This is a genomic window from Arthrobacter sp. ISL-65, from assembly GCF_018613795.1.
GTDB lineage: Bacteria > Actinomycetota > Actinomycetes > Actinomycetales > Micrococcaceae > Arthrobacter.
Genome location: NZ_JAGGPN010000057.1, coordinates 37293 through 55240 on the forward strand (window position 1 = coordinate 37293; position 17948 = coordinate 55240).

The following is a 17948-nucleotide window of genomic DNA, read 5'->3' on the forward strand; positions in this document are numbered from 1 at the left end:
GATATCACGGCGCCGGAGATTTATGGACAGCTACTTTTTGACTCCCTCCTGCCTACAGCTTGCTGATCGGCGGGCCCTGGTGGGACGCGTCCGAGGGGGTTCACGTTCGACGTGCACGATGCCACCTCCATCGGCGATACCGTTGCAATCCCACCGGACCAGAGAATGATGCCGGCACTGCCCTCCATATTGGCGCTCCCCGGCCTATTTTAAGAACCGATAATGAAGATTCCGTCAAGTAGCTGCTAAGTACCTTAGGTATACATCGGTGGACGCCATTGATCGTGCTGGGCAGCGAAGAGCGAGGCTTTGAACCACCACCTGCTCGCCAGTCCCATCTGGAGCACTCCGACCTCTTAGGGACGATGAGCAATTCTGTCGCTTTATTGGCGGAGGTATTGGCGTAGTCCGGGGATTGCGAAGTCGACTTTTCCATAGCCTGCGGACTCGATGAGTCCTGCGGCGATGAGCCGGTTGCGGTATTTAGACACGACGTTGGGTTTGGCCTTGAGGACGGCCCCGATCTGCCCTGCGGCCGAGGGGCCATCCTGCGTTGCCATGGCGTCGAGGAACTGACGGTCTCTGTCGGAGATGTCCGAGAGGGCCGATTCGACGACGACCAGGGTGTTGCGGCGTTGAGCTGTGGCGATGGCACGTTGGACGCTGGCCTGGTCCAGCGTCCATCCTGCCTTGTCGGCTTCGAGCCAGAGGTAGTAGCCGACCAGTTGGATCAGGAACGGGTATCCCTCGGTTGCCTCTGCCGCTTCGCTGATGAGGTCGTGGGAGATGGTGATGCCTCCCTGGCTGAACAATTGGCTGAACGAGGTGGTGACTTCGGCGATGGCTGCTTCGTGAAGATTGATCCTGTCGGCCCGCCGGAGGAAGGTTGCGACGCCTTCGTTGAGGAGGTCGGACACGGCTGACGGCAGGCCGGCGAAGATCAGGCCGATGGGTAGCCCATCGCGGATGAAGTGCTGGACATCGGCTGCCAGTTGCGAGATCTCCGTCCGGTCGACGGCGTGAATCTCGTCAACGGTAATGACCAGTCCTGTGCCCTTCGAATCCAGAACGCGTAGCAGCTCCTGACCGGTCCGGCGCCAATCCACGGCCCGTTCTGGGGGAAGTTGCGTTGTCAGCCCGAATCCGGCTGCGGAGAAGGCGGTGATTTTCCGGGCGGGAGGCCCGTCCCCGAGTTCCTCGAGGAGCCGGAGCATGTCATCACCGACCCGGGCCAGGAACCCTGGGGTTGCTGTCCGCGAGATGACGGCCCATCCCTGAGCTCGAGCGATGTCCTCGGCGGCGCTCAACATGACGGTCTTGCCGATGCCTCGGGATCCCGTGATGATGGTCAGAAGGCCAGGGGCCCCGGAGCCTTGTTGCAGGCCGTACTCGAACTCGTCTAGAAGGCCAGCCCGCCCCACGAGCTCCGGTGGCGTCGCCCCGGCCGTGGGCTTGAAGGGGTTCTGCACCCGACCTCCCGTGGATAATAGGTGAAACTAGGTGAAACTGGTGAAAGTGGTGAAACTCCTGCCACAATATGTCCAACTACCCGTGCTGGGCAAGGCGGAGCGCGAACGGGATCCGGGCGCGCGGAAAGAAGCACAAGCGGAGCGGCGTCAGAATAGGCCGAAATTCCTCAATAACTGACAGTGGCTCACGGAAATCTTAGATCCCACTCTGACAGACAATGGACGGAAACGCGGTGCAGCTGCTGACGAAAATGCCCCCAGTCCCTCGCGGCGCAGGCGCTATGAGGTCGAAATAGTCCAAAGAATTTGGACGCGATGAATCCCGCTTAGGACAAAGACTCCGATGTCACCTGCTATGGCTCGTCGACGCCCGGAGAACAAGACCGGACCTACGCCGGCATGCCGAATACACCCTTGTCAGGGCCCCTGACGTCAGGTTGGGGTGTGCCCTAGTTGTACTAAGCAAGCAGTGCAACCACGCTACTGCCTGGGTAAACTTATTGCCGCCCATGCCTTGTTGCGGCGTTCAGCAAGATCCCTGCGGGCCTCCAGGGCATCAGTCAGGCTGACAGCGACAAACCGGGTTGCCGTTCCGGGGGCAGCCCTGGCGACCAGATCCATGTCGGCGCTGATCACCGTGCCCACCATTGCGTAGCCGCCGCCGGAGACAGCGTCGCGGTGCAGGATGATGGGCTGGGTGCCGCCGGGGATTTGGATGGACCCCACAGCGTACCCTGCGTCCACAATGTTGGAGGGGTCTGAGCCGGCACCGAAAGGCTGGTCCCGCTCTTTCCATTTCACCCCCGGGCCGGAGTAGCGCAGACCCATCCGATCAGCCACCGGCGTCACCTTCCACTCCTCATTCAGGAGATTGCCCAGGCCTTCTTCGGTGAGGCGGTGGTCATACAAGCCCAGCACGATACGGACTTCCTGCTCTTTGGGGTAAACGGGCCGGAATTCCTCCGGGACGCTCTCGGCTTGGGGGAGTTTTCCGCCGTTGAGGGGAGCGCCCACGGGGACGACGTCGCCCGCCTCAAGCTTCCGGCCTTTGAACCCACCGATCCCGCCGAGGCTGTACGTGGACCGGCTTCCGAGCACCTCTGGGACGTCGACGCCGCCTTGGACAGCTATGTAGTAGCGGGTGCCGCCCTGGATGACGCCGAAGGAGAGTTGGTCCCCTGCCTTCAGGATCAGGCGGCTCCACTGGGGCTGCGGCTCCCCGTTGACCTTCACCTCCACAGGGGCGCCCGTGATGGCGATGACGGCATCGCTGTCGGTGGTCAGCACCGGGCCGAGGTAGGTGCACTCAAGGACCGCTTCCCGTGCCGTGTTTCCCACCAGGGCATTTCCGAGCTCAGCGGAGTACTGGTCCATGGAACCGCTTTGCGGGATGCCCACGTTGTAATGGCCTTTGCGGCCCTGGTCCTGGACAGTGGTGGCCAGGCCTGGGTTTCCAATTTCAAATGCCATTGAGGGCCTCCATGAGTTCACGGTTGTAGCCTTCGGGGTCGGCCAGTGCCTTGGACAACTCGAAGGTTACCGGCGCCTGCCGGTAACGGAAGGTGCCGGCGGAGATCTCCGCCTGGATCGCGTTGTATTCCGCCTCTGTGACCGGCTTGAACTTCACGATGTCCCCTGGGCGGAAGAACACCATGAAATCCTTGAAGTCCGCCAGAGCCTGGCCGGGATCAAAGATGGGGGCGGCGGCCACGCCGAACATCTGGTACCCGCCGGCGCCGCGAACGGAATAGATGCAGCCGAAGCAACCACCGTGCCCCACGGTCAGTTTGGGGGTATCGGTCCGCGGGCTCAGGTACTTGGGGACCTCCAGTTGCTTGTCGCGGTCCACCAGCTGGAACAGGAACGGCAGCCCGGCCACGAAGCCAACCATGGACACCAGCCACGGCTGTTTATGGTGCCGTTGGATGAACTCCGCGGCGTCCTTGAGGTGGTTGGCCTTGGCCGCATAGTCGATGTCGCTGCCTTCAGGCTCCTGGTGGAAGCCCTCACGGAACCGCTGGGCCACTTCGGCGGTGAAGGGGTCCTCGTACCAGACCGGGACTTCAATGATCCGGGTTTCAAGCGCCCGCTCCTGGTGGTTCATCAGATCGCGCTCTATGTCACGCACGGCCGTTTCCAGCTGCTCCGGAGGCAGGACGTCAGGATCAAACCGCACCAGCAGGGACGCGTTGGCGGGGCAGATGTCCACGATTCCCGGGAGCCGGGCATCGGAGAGCGTGCCGGCGATGGACATGACCTTGAAGTTCGCGGGCAGGCTCATGGCCTCGGAGACTTCCACGAACAGAAATTCATCCCCGCCCCAGGTGTAGCGCGCACCCGGGAGGACGGCGGCTTCGGCGGTCATTTCGCCCCCAACAGGTCGGCTGCGGTTTCGATGAACTTGGAGTGGTGCGTGACATCGGCAAATTCAGGCCGTGCCAGCAGCGCCGTGTGCACGGGGACGGTGGTCTTGACCCCTTCAATGTGCGTTGCCTCCAAAGCCGACAGGGTAGCTGCGATGGTGGCGTCCCTGTCCGGGGCGTGGACGATCAGCTTGGCCAGGAGGGAGTCGTAGTACGGGCTCACAACCGAGCCTGCCTCCACTCCGGTGTCCACCCGGATTCCCTCGCCCGTCGGCCATTCCAGGGACCGGATGACCCCCGGACTGGGGAAGAAGTGGCGGTTTGGGTCTTCTGCGTTAATGCGGCACTCGATGGCGTGCCCGCTGAAGCGAACATCGTCCTGGGAAATTGACATGGATCCGGTGGAGGCAATCAGGAGCTGCTCACGGACCAGGTCCACACCGGTGATCTGCTCGGTGACGGGGTGCTCCACCTGGATGCGGGTGTTCATCTCAATGAACGCCGCCTCGTGGTTGACGGGGTTGTACAGGAACTCCACTGTCCCCGCTCCGTGGTAGCCGCATTCGCGGGCAAGAGCCACGGAAGACTCGCGGATGGTGGTGCGAACGGACTCCGGAAGGTCCGGGGCCGGGGCTTCCTCCAACACCTTCTGGGAACGGCGCTGCATGGAACAGTCGCGGTCACCAAGGTGGATGAAGTTGGTCCCGTCACCGAGGACCTGCACCTCAACGTGGCGGGCATGCTCCACGAACCGTTCCAGGTAGACCGTGGCGTCACCGAAGACGGCACCCGCCTCACCCCGGGCCATTTCGATGGTTGCCAGGAGCTCGCTTTCATCGTGCACGAAGCGGATGCCCCTGCCGCCACCTCCGGCGGAAGCCTTCACCACCAGCGGGTACCCGATGCTGCGCGCAATTTTCACGGCGTCCGCCTCCGGGTCCAGGGGGCCATCCGACCCCCGGAGCACGGGGACCCCGGCCTTGGCTGCCGACTCCCGGGCCAGGGACTTGTTGCCCATCATGGCGATGGTGCCCGCGTTCGGGCCCACCCAGGTCAGGCCGGCGTCTGCCACCTTCCGGGCGAAGTCGGCATTCTCCGAGAGGAAGCCGTAGCCCGGGTGCACGGCGTCGCACCCCTGCTCCCGCGCTGCGGCGACCAGAGCGTCCTGGTTCAGGTAGCTGGCGCCTGCCTGGGCCGGGCCAACCACCACGTAGTGGTCGGCTGACCGGGCTGCCAGTGATTCCGCGTCGGGCTCGCTGACCCCCAGGACTGTCTCGATGCCCATTTCGCGGGCGGTCCTGGCGATCCGCACGGCGATCTCGCCACGGTTTGCGATGAACAGTTTCATGGGGTGCTTCATCCTTCCCGGATGACGACGATGGAGTCGCCCGGGTTGACCATGTCGCCTTCGTTGACTTCAAAGGATTCAAGGGTCCCGGCGACGTCGGACTGGATCTCGGTGAACTGCTTCATGATTTCCACGATGCCGATGGTCTGCCCGACTTCGATGGGGTCCCCTTTATTGGCGAAGGGGGGTTTGCCCGGTCCGGGCTTGCGGTAGAAGACTCCGGGAAGGGGTGAAACGATCGTGGCCATGTGCTGCTCGCTTTCAGGAGTGGGTGGAACGGGGTGAGTTGAGTGCCCTGCGAACGGCGGAGGCGACTGCGACGGCGTTGGGAGCATCGGAATGGACGCAGATGCTCTGGAACGTGATGCTCAGGGGAGTGCCGTCGACGGCGGGCACGGGCTCGCCTGCCACCGCCCGCCTGACCCGTTCTGCAGCCGCGGCCGGGTCCGTGGGAGCGGGCCGGCGCTGAATGAGGAGCTCGCCGCGCGGGCCGTAGTTGAGGTCCACGTAGAGTTCCGCAACGAAGTCCACACCCATGGCACGGCACACGGATTCGTGGGCGGTGCCGGCGAGGCCGTAGAACGGAACACCGAACTGTTTGGCTGTTCCGGCGGCCGCCTGCATCAGGTCTTCGTCTCCGGCGAGCATGCCATAGAGGGCGCCGTGCGGCTTGATGTGGTTGAGGGACAGCCCGCTCTTCGCTAGGAAGGCGCTCAAGGCCCCCGTCTGGTAGAGGATGATGGACTCAACCTCCCCGGGAGTAAGGACCATGCGGCGGCGGCCGAAACCCATGGGATCAGGGAGCCCGGGATGGGCTCCGACGGCCACGCCGTGTTCGGCGGCAAGGGCCACCGTCCGGTTCATGACGTCGGGGTCCCCGGCGTGGTAGCCGCAGGCAACGTTGGCGACGTCGATGATCTCCATCAGGGCAACGTCGTTTCCGAACTCGTGCAATCCGAAGCCTTCACCCATGTCCGAATTCAGGAGCACCTGGGCAGGCGTGGTTTCCGTCACGTTTTTTTGCATGCAGGCAACGGTACCGAGGCAATGACGGGGCGGGAATTGGGCAGATCGCTGAATCTGGGCCCGTGAACTATGATGCTTGCACTACCAGGAGGCATTCTCATGCGCGTCGCTGATCTCGTGGCGGATCCCGCGTTGAACATCCGCCTTGCCGTCGAGGGCAGCCCGGGACGACTTGGCCGCCCCATCGCGTGGTGCGCGCCCACGGAACACATGGACCCCACGCCCTTCCTTAGCGTCAACGCGCTGCTGCTGACCAACGGGATGGGCCTCAACGTCAAGGACTACCGCATCTGGGATGCCTACGTTGAGCGCCTGATGTCAGTGCCCGTGTCGGGGCTGGTTTTCGGCCTGGGCGCAGCCCACCGCGAACTGCCCGCGGGCCTGGTGAAGGCCTGCGAAGCCCATGGCCTTCCGTTGCTTGAGCTACCTCCAGAGGTGCCGTTTGTCCTGGTGATGAGGCATGCGGACCAGCTCATCGCGGCCGAACGTTATGCCGAGCTACGCGCCGGGTGGGAGCTGGCGGATGAGTGCACGAGACTGGCCGCGGGCGGCCATTCCCTGGCGCAGGTATTGGAGCGGGTAGCCACCGCGATCCGGGCGCGGGTGGCGGTCCTTGACCACAACGGCTTCGAACTCCTGTCCGCAGGAACAGCCGGGGGCGGAACGGCCCGGACCACCCTGAGCCTGCCCAGCGGCGGAATCCTCCGGTTCAAGCTGGCCATCGAGGGAATCAAGAGCAACGTGGTGCTGCAGCCGCTGTTAGGACCGGTGGCTGCGGTCATTGCCATGCAGCTGAGCTACACCCTTGGTTCCCGGTCGCCCCTGCATTCGCGGGAAGCCGCAAGGTTCATGGAGGCGCTCTACGAGGCCAGGGGAACGCCGACGCCGGTCCTGCGGCGCTACGCCGCGGAGGCCGGGTTCGAGCCGGACGGCGGGTGGGGCTCGGTGTTGATCGGCGGCGCGGGGGAGGTTGCGCCGGTCAAGCTGAGGACCATCGCCTGGCGGGTGCGGGTGGGCCTGCAGGCTGAATACAGGACCGTACGGTTCATGGAGGAGGCTGGCCTCACCACCCTGCTGATGCAGCGCGGGGAAACGGGAATGGAGCTGATCGAAGCCGTCCGGAAGTCCTTCCAGGACGCGCCGGAACTGTCCGCCGTCGTCTCCGAGTGCCGGATGCTGGACGAACTGCCGCTGGTGCTGCAGCTGGCCCGGCGCCGGGTAGGTGAGCCGGGGCTCCGTCTGGCGCCCGTCGCAGACCTCGCTGGCGTGGTGGGGGGCCTGCCCGGGCCGGGAGTGGCGGCCATGTCCCGGCGCCTCCTGGCCCCGTTGATGTCCGACGGCGGCACCGCCCTGCGCGAAACGCTTGAGGCCTACCTGCGGCACAGCGGGAATACCCGCGAGACCTGCAGGGAGCTCTTCATCCACCGCAACACCCTGACCTACAGGCTGCGCAAGATCGAGGAGCTTCTGCGGGTTGACCTGGATGACGGCGAAGTCCGCGCAACCTGCCTGCTGGCATTGCGGATCGTGGCCGCCGGGACCTAGGTGGCGGCCACTTCCGCCCGCGCCCTGGCGGCGCTGCTTTCCCGCACGCACAGGGTGGGTTTCAGCCGTGCAGGTTCGGGTTTTTCGCCCCTGAGCACGGCCTGGATGAGCTGCACTGCCGTCCGTCCAATGTCCGCCATGGGGGAGTGGACCGAGGTCAGCGGAATGGGAAGTTCGGCCGCCAGGGAGGTGTCGTTGTAGCCCACCACGGCCACGTCCTGTCCTACGGTGAGGCCGTGGGAGCGCAGGGCTCCCATCGCTCCGATGGCGGCGAAATCGTTGACCGCGAAGATGGCGGTGGGGAGCGGCTTGCCGCTGGCGAGGATCCTTTCCCCGGCCTCCCGGCCGCCGGCCGTATCGAATGTGGACCACACCACGTCCTCCTCGGAGATGGTGCCGCCCAGCGAACGCCAGCGGTCCAGGAAGCCGCCAGTGCGGTCGACTGCGGTGCTTGCGTACGGCTCGCCGGCAATCACCGCCACCTGCCGGTGGCCCATCTCCCACAGGTGACTGGCCACGAGTTCGCCCCCGACGACGTCGTCGCAAGTGGCGGACGGGTAGCCCGGGACCCGGCGGTTCATCAGCACGAACGGGACCTTCCGCTCGGTCAATTCCTGCAGGAGTCCGCCGTCAAGGTGGGCGTCGCCAATGATCAGGCCGTCCACCCGGCGCGCCAGCATGAGGTCGATCTTCCGCCGCTGTTCTTCGGGATCATCGCGCGAGTTCATCACGAACGCGGAGTACCCCACCTCGGCTGAGGCCTCGTCGATGCCCTCGTACATGATGGCCAGGACCAGGTCCGAAAGCCGGGGAACGATGACGCCCAGCAGTTTGGTCCGCCGGGTGCGAAGGCTGGCGGCCTGCGGATCGGGGGAGTAACCGAGCCTGCGGGCCAGTTCACGGACGCGCTCCGCGGTGGCAGCCGAGGCGGCTCCCTTGGCCACGTCAGAGCCGGAATGCAGGACCCTGGAAACGGTCGACGGATGGACGCCCAGCTCCCGCGCCAAATCCTTCAGCGTGACGGTTCGGCCGCCGTCGGCCTTTTCTTTCATGTGCCTCTCCTGCCCACCGGGGTCACTGTAGCCCAGGTCTGATGCCCAGGTCTGCTCAGCAGGGCCCCGGGCAGCCCTTGACGTGACCCGCTTCACATCCTATAGTCATTCATCAACGCTACCCAAACGTTTGGGTGGCGGATTCCGATTCCCCTCCCGGCGCCCCCACCCCTCGGCGCCGCTCCCTTTGCTCATGTAAAGCCCTTTTCCGTGGAAGGTTACCCAAACGATTGGGTTACGGACCGCGCAGCGAACCACCGGAGCTGAAATGACTGTTACCGACTCCCATGTCGTGCTGCTGGCCACTGGAGGCACCATCTCCTCGCGTTCTTCCCATGCCGGTGGCGCCGTCGCCTCGGATACCGGCGAGCAGGTGTTCAAAGCCCTCGGCTCGCCCGCCTCCCACCCCGTCCGGGTGCTGGACGTGTTCCAGAAGGGGTCCTACCTCCTCACGTTCGAAGACATGCTCAGGATCTGCGCCACCATCAAGGAAGTCCTCAAGGACCCCAAGGTTCTGGGTGTGGTGGTGACCCACGGGACGGACACCATGGAGGAAACCGCCTACCTCGCGGACCTCACCCACAGCGACGAGCGGCCGGTTGTCTTCACCGGCTCGCAACGGGCCGCTGACTCGGAAGCTCCCGACGGGCCGGACAACCTGGCGCGCGCCATCGCCGTCGCGGGTTCGAAAGACGGAAGGGGAAAAGGCGTGATGGTGCACTTTGCGGGCACCATCTTCCCTGCCGCCGGCGTCCGGAAAAGCCAGACTGTTCGGCTCAATGCCTTCGCGAACCCCGATTTTGGGGTACTGGGCGAGGTATCAGCCCAGGGAGAAGTTGCAATGGGGGGCGGTGGCAGCAGGCCTGAGGCCCTGCCCTTGCCCCAGCCGGGCAGCGGCTCGCCACGGGTGGACCTCGTTGCGGTCTACCCTGGTGCCGACTCCACCCTGATGCACGCCGCCCTTGAAGCGGGAGCGGCGGGCATCATCCTGCAAGGCACCGGAAGCGGCAATGCCAACCTCAGCCTCTGCTCCGAGGTCGCCGCCGCGGTGGCGTCCGGCGTCGTGGTGGTCACCAGCACCCGCGTAGACGCCGGACCCGTGGTCCCGATATATGGGGCCGGCGGCGGCGGCGAGGACCTCCGCGCGGCCGGGGCCATCGGATCGGGCCACCTCCGGCCGTCCCAGTCGCTGATTCTGCTCAGTCTCCTGCTCAGGCTCAACCGAGACCGGGAGCGGATCACCGAAATCTTCGCCCACCGTGGGAGGCCTCCTGAGCCCTCCACCTGACACCAAGAACACCCTGTTTGTACGAATTGAAAGGAAAATCTAGTGGTTAAGGACATTCAAGTCGCCTTCGGCGTGGACGTTGACGCTGTGGCGGGCATGCTCGGCTCCTATGGAGGCGAGGACTCCCCGTGTGACATCTCCCGGGGCCTGTTCAGCGGCGAAGTCGGGGGACCCCGGCTGATCCGGTTGTTCCAGAAATACAACCTCCCGGCAACGTGGTTCGTGCCGGGCCACTCCATCGAGACCTTCCCCGAACTGACGCAGATGATTGTGGATGCCGGACACGAGATCGGCGTCCACGGGTACTCACACGAGAACCCGATCGCCATGACCCGGGAACAGGAGACCGCCATCCTTGACCGCTCGATCGACCTGATCGAGAAGGTTTCCGGCCGCCGGCCCACGGGCTACGTCGCGCCGTGGTGGGAATTCTCGCCTGTCACCAACGAAATCCTCCTCGAGCGGGGCATCAAGTACGACCACTCGCTGATGCACCGTGACTTCGAACCGTACTACGTCCGCGTAGGCGACTCGTGGAAGAAAATCGACTACACCAAGGACGCCGAAACCTGGATGGAACCGCTGGTACGCGGGCAGGAAACGGACCTGGTTGAGATCCCAGCGAACTGGTACCTCGATGACCTGCCTCCCATGATGTTCATCAAGGCAGCGCCGAACTCGCACGGTTACGTCAATCCCCGCGACATCGAACAAATGTGGCGGGACCAGTTCGACTGGGTCTACCGCGAAATGGACCAGGCCGTCTTCACCATGACCATCCACCCGGACGTCTCCGGCCGCCCTCAGGTGCTGCTCATGCTCGAACGCCTCATTGAACACATCAACTCCCATGAGGGTGTCAGCTGGCTGACCTTCGACCAGATCGCTGACTCCTTCCTTTCCCGCAGCCCCCGTAAGGAAGACCAGTCATGACCATTCAAGAACCGGCTGTAGACCTGTCGCAGCCACGGCCGGATGAGAAGCGCCGCTTCCCGGTCTTTTCCAAGCGCAACACCACCACCGCTACCGTCCTTGCCCTGCTGGCCTGGACCGTCGCAGTCTTCGACTACGGGCTCTTCGGCACCCTGCTGCCGGCCATGCAGGAGGAGTTCGGCTGGTCCGCCACGGAAGCGTACGCGATTAACACGTGGATCGCCGTCGGCACGGCCATCGTCTGCTTCGGCATTGGGCCCGTAATCGACCGGCTGGGCCGCCGCAAAGGCATGATGACCACCATCGGTGGAACCGCCGTCGTCTCTGGCCTCACGGCCCTCATTCCCACCGGCATCCCGTTCTTCAGCAACGCCCTGCTGGTGGTGGTGCGTTCCTTCGGCGGCCTCGGATTCTCCGAGCAGGCCGTGAACGCCACCTACATGAACGAGGTCTACCAGGTCACCGAAGTGGCGGACAAGCGCAAGCGCCCCGGATTCCACTACTCCTTCATCCAGGGCGGATGGCCGCTGGGCTTCCTGCTGGCCAGCGCACTGGCCCTGGCCTTCCTGCCCTCCCTCGGTTGGCGCGCCCTGTACCTGATGGCAACCATTCCGGCCGCCGTCATCGTGTGGGTGATCGCCAAAAAACTCAAGGAGACACCCCAGTTCGAACTGCACCACAAGCTGACCCAGCTTGAAAAGAGCGGCAAAACTGAGGACGCACATTCGCTGGCCCACGCGTACGGCGTCGAGCATTCCTCCGCAGCTCCGCTCAAGCGGATCTGGGAGCCGCATCTGCGCCGGAACACCATCGTGTTCTCTTTTGCGTGGATCGTGAACTTCTTCGGCATCACCATCTTCAGCGTTCTGGGCAGCTCGGTGCTGAAAAACGCCAAGGGCGTGGAACTGGCCGACGCTTTCTGGATGCTGATCGTCATAAACCTGCTGGCGTACTTCGGTTACGTCTTCCACGGCTGGCTCGGTGACAAGATCGGCCGCAAACGCACCATCATCGGCGGCTGGATCATCTCCGGCATTTCGTTCGCAATCATGCTCAGCCCGATCGCCACGGACCCGTTCATGATCATCCTCACCTACGGCGCCGGCCTGTTCTTCCTCGTGGGACCCTACGCCGCGATCCAATACTTCATGGCCGAGTGCTACCCGGTGAGCTGCCGCGCTACCGGAACCGCCTTCATCGGCGCCATGAGCCAGCCCGGAACCATCCTCGGCGGCGCCATCTTCACCGCCATCGCGGCTGGGAGCGGCACCGGCAGCGCTGCTCTGTGGGTGGGTGCCCTGGGCACCCTCGTGTCCGGACTCCTGATGATCGCCGCCAAGCCGCCGGTCGAAGCTCTCCTGGAGGACCACCCCCATGACGTCGCATAACAAAGTTGCAATCATTACCGGAGCCGCGAGCGGGATTGGACGCGCCCTGGCCGTTCACTACGCGCGGCAGGGAGTGGTGTCAGTCATCGGCACCTTCCCCGGCGACCCCCACGACCCGGAGGAAACCCTCCGCTTGGTCAAGGAAGCCAACGGCGAGGGGGTGATCCACGAGGTGGACGTCCGGACCACCGCTTCCGTGGACGCCCTCGCGCAGCGTGCTGTGAACGAGTACGGGCGGCTGGACTACGCCATCGCCAACGCCGGAATCCTTCGCAATTCGCCGCTGGGGGAGATGACGGACGAGCGCTGGCACGACATGCTCAACGTGGACCTCACCGGCGTGCTGCGCACGCTGCGTGCCGGTGCGGAGAGAATGACCGACGGCGGCGCGCTGGTTGCGATCTCATCCATCGCCGGCGGCGTGTACGGGTGGGAGGAACACGCCCATTATGCCGCGGCCAAGGCAGGCGTCCTTGGCCTTGTCCGCAGCGTGGCCGTGGAACTCGGTCCGCGACAGATCCGCGCCAACGCCGTCATCCCGGGACTGATTGAGACACCGCAGTCCCTGGACCCCGTAAATTCGCTCGGTCCCGAGGGGTTGCAGCGGGCAGGGAAGGACATCCCCTGGGGCCGGGTAGGTAAACCTGAGGAAGTAGCCAGTGTCATCGGGTTCCTTACATCCGATGAGTCCCGCTACATCACGGGTCAGGCGCTGGTGGTTGACGGCGGCCTCACCGTGAAGATGCGCGCCTGAGAGCGCGCCCGAGAAGGAAAAGAACACGATGAACACATCGATTCATGCTGCTGACCCGGAGTCCGGGAAGGCTCAAGCCGGGAACGGCCGGAGGGTGGTTGTCACCGGCGGTTCCAGCGGGATCGGCAAGGCCATCGCCGAGGCCTTCGCAGCCAACGGGGACCGGGTAGCCGTGCTGGACCGGGCTGGAGGGGACGACACCATCCGCGTAGACGTGGCCGATGAAGCCAGCGTGCGGGCGGCCTTTACTGAGGCCCGGGACAGGCTGGGCGGCATCGACGTCCTGGTCAACAGCGCGGGTCTGCTGACGGAGTCTCCGCTGGAGGACATGTCCCTGGCCATATGGAACGAAACTCTCACGGTGGACTTGACCGGTGTGTTCCTGTGCTGTCGGGAGGTGGTGGGGGAGATGCGGCACCGGAAGTGGGGCCGCATCATCAACATCTCCTCCCAGCTGGCCATCAAAGGCGGCATGGGGCTGACCCATTACAGTGCTGCCAAGGCAGGCGTAATTGGGTTCTCCAAGGCCCTTGCCCTGGAAACGGCGGCGGACAATGTCCTCGTCAACTGCATCGCGCCGGGGCCGATTGAAACCCCCTTGGTGGAGGGCATCTCGGAAAGCTGGAAGGCCGCCAAGCGCGCCGAACTGCCGCTCCGGCGCTTCGGGCGCCCAGCGGAAGTGGCCCCCGCCGCCGTGCTGCTGGCCAGCGACCCGGGCGGAAACCTGTTTGTGGGACAGACGCTGGGGCCCAACTCCGGCGACGTCATGCCGTAAAGGGAAGGGAGCAGACATGTGTGGTGTCTGCGGGAGGACTACCGTCGCCGATCCTGCCCTGGGACCGGTACGAACCAGCAGGCAACATCTGATCGTGGCCGGGGCGATCAACGCCGTTTGTTCCGGCCTCCCGGGAGCCCCGAAGGTGACTGCAGTCAAGGACGGCTGGATGATGACAAGCCCCTCCGGGGGCTCCAGGCAGTGCCAGACCGTTGAAGAACTGTGGTCCGCCGTGCTGGGCTGCTTCACAAACGCATCGGTTTTGGACCACCTGCGCAAACGCCGGCAGGCGTACGCAGCTGATCCAGCCAATGCCGGCCTGCCCGCGCGCGCGGCACTAGCGGCGGGGCTGTTGCCGGAACCAGCTGCACGCAAATACTCCCAAGGAGATGTTCATGACTGATTACACCCCGCTCTGGTCACCCACTCTGATCGGTTCCACGGAACTGGACAACCGGGTTGCGCTGGCTCCCATGACACGGATCAGCGCCACCGAGGACGGGCATGCCACGGAAATAATGGCTTCCTACTACCGGACGTTCGCGCGGGGAGGTTTCGGGCTGCTGATCACGGAAGGTATCTATCCGGACACTGCCCACAGCCAGGGCTACCACTACCAGCCAGGCATCGCCACCGAGGAGCAGGCACAGTCCTGGGCGAAAGTCGTCGACGGCGTCCACACAGCGGGCTCCAAGATCTTCGCCCAGCTGATGCATGCGGGGGCGCAGAGCCAGGGAAACCGGTTCGTGGGCTCCTCAGTGGGACCATCGGCGGTGGCACCCAAAGGGGAGCAACTGGGGTTCTACCGCGGTGAAGGTCCCTATCCCGTTCCTTCGGAGATCACAGCGGCCCAGATGGAAGAGGTCCGTGATGGCTTCGTCACGGCGGCGCTGCATGCACAGCAGGCCGGCTTTGACGGCGTCGAGATCCATGGTGCCAACGGGTACCTGCTTGACCAGTTCCTCACGGAATACCTGAACCAGCGCGACGACAACTACGGCGGCTCACCGGAGAACAGGGTGCGCTTCGCCGCCGAAATCTGCCGCGACGTCCGCCAAACCGTTGGCCCGGGCATGACAGTGGGGATTCGCATCTCCCAGTCCAAGGTCAGCGACAATGACCACAAGTGGAGCGGAGGAGTCCAAGAAGCAGAAGTCATTTTCGCCTCGCTGGGCGCCACGGGAATCGATTTTGTCCACACCACCGAATACCGCGCCACAGAGCCCGCGTTCAGGGATGCAGAGGAAACCCTGGCTGCGCTGGCTAAGCAGTACTCGGGAGTGCCCGTGATCGCCAACGGCAAGCTCGACGATCCGGACACGGCGGTGTCCATGCTGGCAGAGGGCTCAGCAGACGTCGTTGCGCTCGGTAAAGCCGCCCTGGCCAACCGGAACTGGCCGCATCTTGTCCGCAACAACCTGGAATTCGGGGAACTCGACCCCTCCGTCTTTGCTCCTCTGGCGGACGTCAAAGACTGGGAACTAGAAGATCCCTCCTAGGAGCAATGCCGTTTACTTAGGCCTGTTTGTGTTAATCTTTCGGCGTGGCGCGTAGTGGATGGGTGACACCCGAAGGTCCTGAACGGTTGAGTGATCATGTCTCGATCGGTGTTTGACACGGGTTTTTCCGCCACTGGTTCCGGTGACCAGCGCAGCCGGCTGCTGCCCTCACGCTTGCGCAACCTGTGCCATGACTCCAGACCCTGGAAAGACCAGACGACCACGGCTTGACCAGATCGGCAGCCCGTACCGGTGTGAGGTCTTCTCCTGCCCTTTGTAGCCGCCGCGCTGCTTGGTAAGGGCGATGCCGTCCCTACTTTGGCGTTCGCTGATGAAGGAGCGTTCGAATTCGGCGAAAGCGCCCATGACGGAGAGCACGTGGTTTGCCGTGGGGGAGTCCTCGCCGGTGAAGACAAGGCTCTCCTTGACGAACTCCACCGCACGCCTTTGCAGGGCATTGTGGGAACAAAAAAGCTGACCGCGGGTTGTGCCGGTCAGCTTTTTGGCAACCGCTTAGAGCGGCTGGATGTTCTCCGCCTGCGGACCTTAGGGCCTTGGGTGACGTCGAACTGAACCTTCTGGTTCTCGTCGAGGGAACGGTACCCGCTTGATGCGATTGCCGAAAAGTGTGCGAACACGTCAGCGCTTCCGTCGTCGGGGGCGATGAAACCGAAGCCCTTTTCGGCGTTGAACCACTTGACTGTACCTGTTGCCATGCTTGTTTCCTTCACGGGCCGCGGGCGGAATCCGCTTTTCGGATTGCCGTCCCCGCCACTCACACCATGAGCCTATGAGGCGTCAGTGGGTGGGCAAGAGACTGGTCAAAGGTGCCGGACTCCCGGACGACGGCCACACGAGGTTGCCGCAGCCTGACCTCGAGTACGCAGCAGGCACCCCAGCTGATGCGGGGGAGTGGCAATGAGCTGGGCTCGATGCGCTGATACCCGGCGGGCTGAAGGCAAACCTCTTCCTGATGGGGCTCACACCTTGTCCTCCCGAAGGTGGAACTTCTAAGGCAATTCCCGAGGCCTCAGGTTCTTCTCAGGTGTATCGCGGATGATGGAATAACTCCCTGCTGGATGACCTGCCAGCTTTGACCAGCGGGATGGACAGTCGGGTCCGGGCACGACCATCCCCCCAGTGACCGCCCGCTCCGGCTGTCCAACACCTGCATACTTCCCGCTGGCTGCTGGGTGATTCACCCGTCTAATAACAGCCCAGGTCGAACGCCGATAACCGGCCATATGTCGCCTCCCCGAGAGTAGGCCGGCAGAGAAGGCACCCGTCCCCATAGGTTTCAAACACCCAGCCGGGGGCTGGACGTCGAGGAGTACACCGGGATTCATTCCTGGGTGGACGGCGTCAGCCGGTACACGGTGGTCCACTCACGGACGGTGGCGGTACTCTTCATGGACACACGCCCTGTGACTTGTTCAGCGTCCCCAAGGGAGGCCCGGCGGGAACCCGCTAAACGGAAGTGCCGCTTAGCGCTTCTGTTCCTCTACCTCTGCCAGCCCAACCAGTTGATAGCTTCCCCGGCGATGGCTGTGAATACCGTATGGGGGCCCTGGGAACGCCGCGTAAGTGACCTCGTAGCCGTCCGTTCTTAGGAGGGGCACCAACCGGCGGCTGGTGCGGTCAGTCGGCAGGACGGCATCGCCCTCTCCGTGGGAAACGAAGAGGCGGGGTTTGCCAGTGCAAGGTGCGGGAGGGACAAACCCTGGGGAAATGCTCACCACATGCGTGTTGGTGAGGATGTGGCCCTCTGTGTCCAGGACGATGCCCGGCCGGTGCCACGTCACCGTCGGCCACTGGCGTAAAACGACCAGTATCCGGGAATCCTTGCCTACGACGCCGCCGGGACCCTCTAGTACTACGGCAACACCGTCGGATCAACGCCGCGCATCAAGACAGGGGTCGGCTGGACAGGCTGCACCTGCGGCCCGCGGGCCATCGTCGGCGCAGGCTGGAGCATCTGCACCATCCTTCGGTTGGAGCCGGCAAGGGCCTCGAGCTCACTTCCCAACTTCCACATTCTGAGACTAATAATCTGAATGTTCTGCAGAAGGGCATCTGCCAGTGCCAAGATACTCCGTTTCATTTCCGTAGGCCCGGGAGCTGTTCGGCTCTTCCCTGCCTACAAGTACTTAGGTAGCCGCCGGTCCTCAAATTCGAGTAGTCGGTACGGATGATTTTAGGCGAGGGCCGTCCTAGCGTGGTTCTAGTGGTTCCCACACTGCTTTCACGATACGAGATGCAAGTGTGGCCCGGCATGGTGGATGTTGCAGGGCGCATATGATTCTCGCCCGGGCCTTCTCCCCAGGCTTTCTGCAGGCGGAGCTACGCTTTGACTGCCTCGCGGGTTGCTGTGCTCCTACAACGCTTGCCGCTTGAACGGGAGCAGAGCCTTGGTGCTTCCGGCTGCGAATCCGGCCTAATTAAGTCCGAGGGTAAGGAGTGGCAGTGCTAGCAAGTACGCCTCCGCAAGAGGGAACGGTGGAAAAGGCA

General features: G+C 64.0%; 14 protein-coding genes and 2 pseudogenes. 7 read left to right on the forward strand and 9 right to left on the reverse strand.

Annotated features, from left to right (window positions below; translation table 11 throughout):
• Positions 1 to 383: 383 nt before the first annotated feature.
• The 6 genes from J7I85_RS22400 to pxpA form a co-directional block, all read right to left on the reverse strand.
• Entirely contained in the window at positions 384 to 1469 is a 1086-nt protein-coding gene (locus J7I85_RS22400; protein ID WP_214857432.1) for an ATP-binding protein, read from the reverse strand.
• Between the two features lie 480 nt (positions 1470 to 1949).
• Positions 1950 to 2939, reverse strand: a complete 990-nt coding sequence (locus J7I85_RS22405) for a biotin-dependent carboxyltransferase family protein (protein WP_214857434.1) — start codon at positions 2937 to 2939, stop codon at positions 1950 to 1952.
• On the reverse strand, positions 2929 to 3834 hold the full coding sequence (locus tag J7I85_RS22410; protein ID WP_214857436.1) for an allophanate hydrolase subunit 1: 906 nt from the start codon (positions 3832 to 3834) through the stop codon (positions 2929 to 2931). The genes J7I85_RS22405 and J7I85_RS22410 overlap by 11 nt, the downstream gene beginning before the upstream one ends.
• Positions 3831 to 5180 carry an acetyl/propionyl/methylcrotonyl-CoA carboxylase subunit alpha gene (locus J7I85_RS22415; RefSeq protein ID WP_214857438.1) on the reverse strand — a complete coding sequence of 450 codons (1350 nt, stop codon included), beginning with the start codon at positions 5178 to 5180 and terminating at the stop codon, positions 3831 to 3833. The genes J7I85_RS22410 and J7I85_RS22415 overlap by 4 nt, the downstream gene beginning before the upstream one ends.
• A gap of 8 nt (positions 5181 to 5188) precedes the next feature.
• Positions 5189 to 5428, reverse strand: a complete 240-nt coding sequence (locus J7I85_RS22420) for an acetyl-CoA carboxylase (RefSeq protein ID WP_214857440.1) — start codon at positions 5426 to 5428, stop codon at positions 5189 to 5191.
• 13 nt (positions 5429 to 5441) lie between these two features.
• Entirely contained in the window at positions 5442 to 6206 is a 765-nt protein-coding gene (pxpA, locus tag J7I85_RS22425) for a 5-oxoprolinase subunit PxpA (protein ID WP_214857443.1), read from the reverse strand.
• A 99-nt stretch (positions 6207 to 6305) separates the two neighbouring features.
• Here pxpA and J7I85_RS22430 point away from each other — a divergent pair, with 99 nt between their 5' ends.
• Positions 6306 to 7751, forward strand: a complete 1446-nt coding sequence (locus tag J7I85_RS22430; protein WP_214857444.1) for a PucR family transcriptional regulator — start codon at positions 6306 to 6308, stop codon at positions 7749 to 7751.
• Here J7I85_RS22430 and J7I85_RS22435 read toward each other — a convergent pair.
• Complete coding sequence (locus tag J7I85_RS22435; protein WP_214857446.1) at positions 7748 to 8803, reverse strand: LacI family DNA-binding transcriptional regulator; 1056 nt, start codon at positions 8801 to 8803, stop codon at positions 7748 to 7750. The genes J7I85_RS22430 and J7I85_RS22435 overlap by 4 nt on opposite strands.
• A 268-nt stretch (positions 8804 to 9071) precedes the next feature.
• On the opposite strand from J7I85_RS22435, the gene J7I85_RS22440 reads away from it, so the two are divergent.
• From J7I85_RS22440 to J7I85_RS22465, 6 genes are all read left to right on the forward strand, one after another.
• The gene (locus J7I85_RS22440) at positions 9072 to 10091 is read left to right on the forward strand and encodes an asparaginase (RefSeq protein ID WP_214857448.1); all 1020 of its coding nucleotides are present in this window, start codon (positions 9072 to 9074) and stop codon (positions 10089 to 10091) included.
• 42 nt (positions 10092 to 10133) lie between these two features.
• Positions 10134 to 11024, forward strand: a complete 891-nt coding sequence (locus J7I85_RS22445) for a polysaccharide deacetylase (RefSeq protein ID WP_214857450.1) — start codon at positions 10134 to 10136, stop codon at positions 11022 to 11024.
• A complete protein-coding gene (locus J7I85_RS22450; RefSeq protein ID WP_214857452.1) occupies positions 11021 to 12412 on the forward strand; it encodes an MFS transporter in 1392 nt (463 codons plus the stop codon). Before J7I85_RS22445 ends, J7I85_RS22450 begins: the two co-directional genes overlap by 4 nt.
• On the forward strand, positions 12399 to 13166 hold the full coding sequence (locus J7I85_RS22455; protein WP_214857455.1) for an SDR family NAD(P)-dependent oxidoreductase: 768 nt from the start codon (positions 12399 to 12401) through the stop codon (positions 13164 to 13166). The genes J7I85_RS22450 and J7I85_RS22455 overlap by 14 nt, the downstream gene beginning before the upstream one ends.
• A gap of 28 nt (positions 13167 to 13194) precedes the next feature.
• The gene (locus J7I85_RS22460) at positions 13195 to 13941 is read left to right on the forward strand and encodes an SDR family NAD(P)-dependent oxidoreductase (protein ID WP_214857457.1); all 747 of its coding nucleotides are present in this window, start codon (positions 13195 to 13197) and stop codon (positions 13939 to 13941) included.
• Between the two features lie 395 nt (positions 13942 to 14336).
• A complete protein-coding gene (locus J7I85_RS22465) occupies positions 14337 to 15440 on the forward strand; it encodes a tRNA-dihydrouridine synthase (RefSeq protein ID WP_214857459.1) in 1104 nt (367 codons plus the stop codon).
• A 211-nt stretch (positions 15441 to 15651) separates the two neighbouring features.
• On the opposite strand, the pseudogene J7I85_RS25340 reads toward J7I85_RS22465, so the two are convergent.
• Positions 15652 to 15878: pseudogene (locus tag J7I85_RS25340) on the reverse strand (recombinase family protein); the annotation flags it as partial.
• A 75-nt stretch (positions 15879 to 15953) separates the two neighbouring features.
• Positions 15954 to 16156 (reverse strand): annotated as a pseudogene (locus J7I85_RS22475) (cold-shock protein).
• Between the last annotated feature and the right edge of the window lie 1792 nt (positions 16157 to 17948).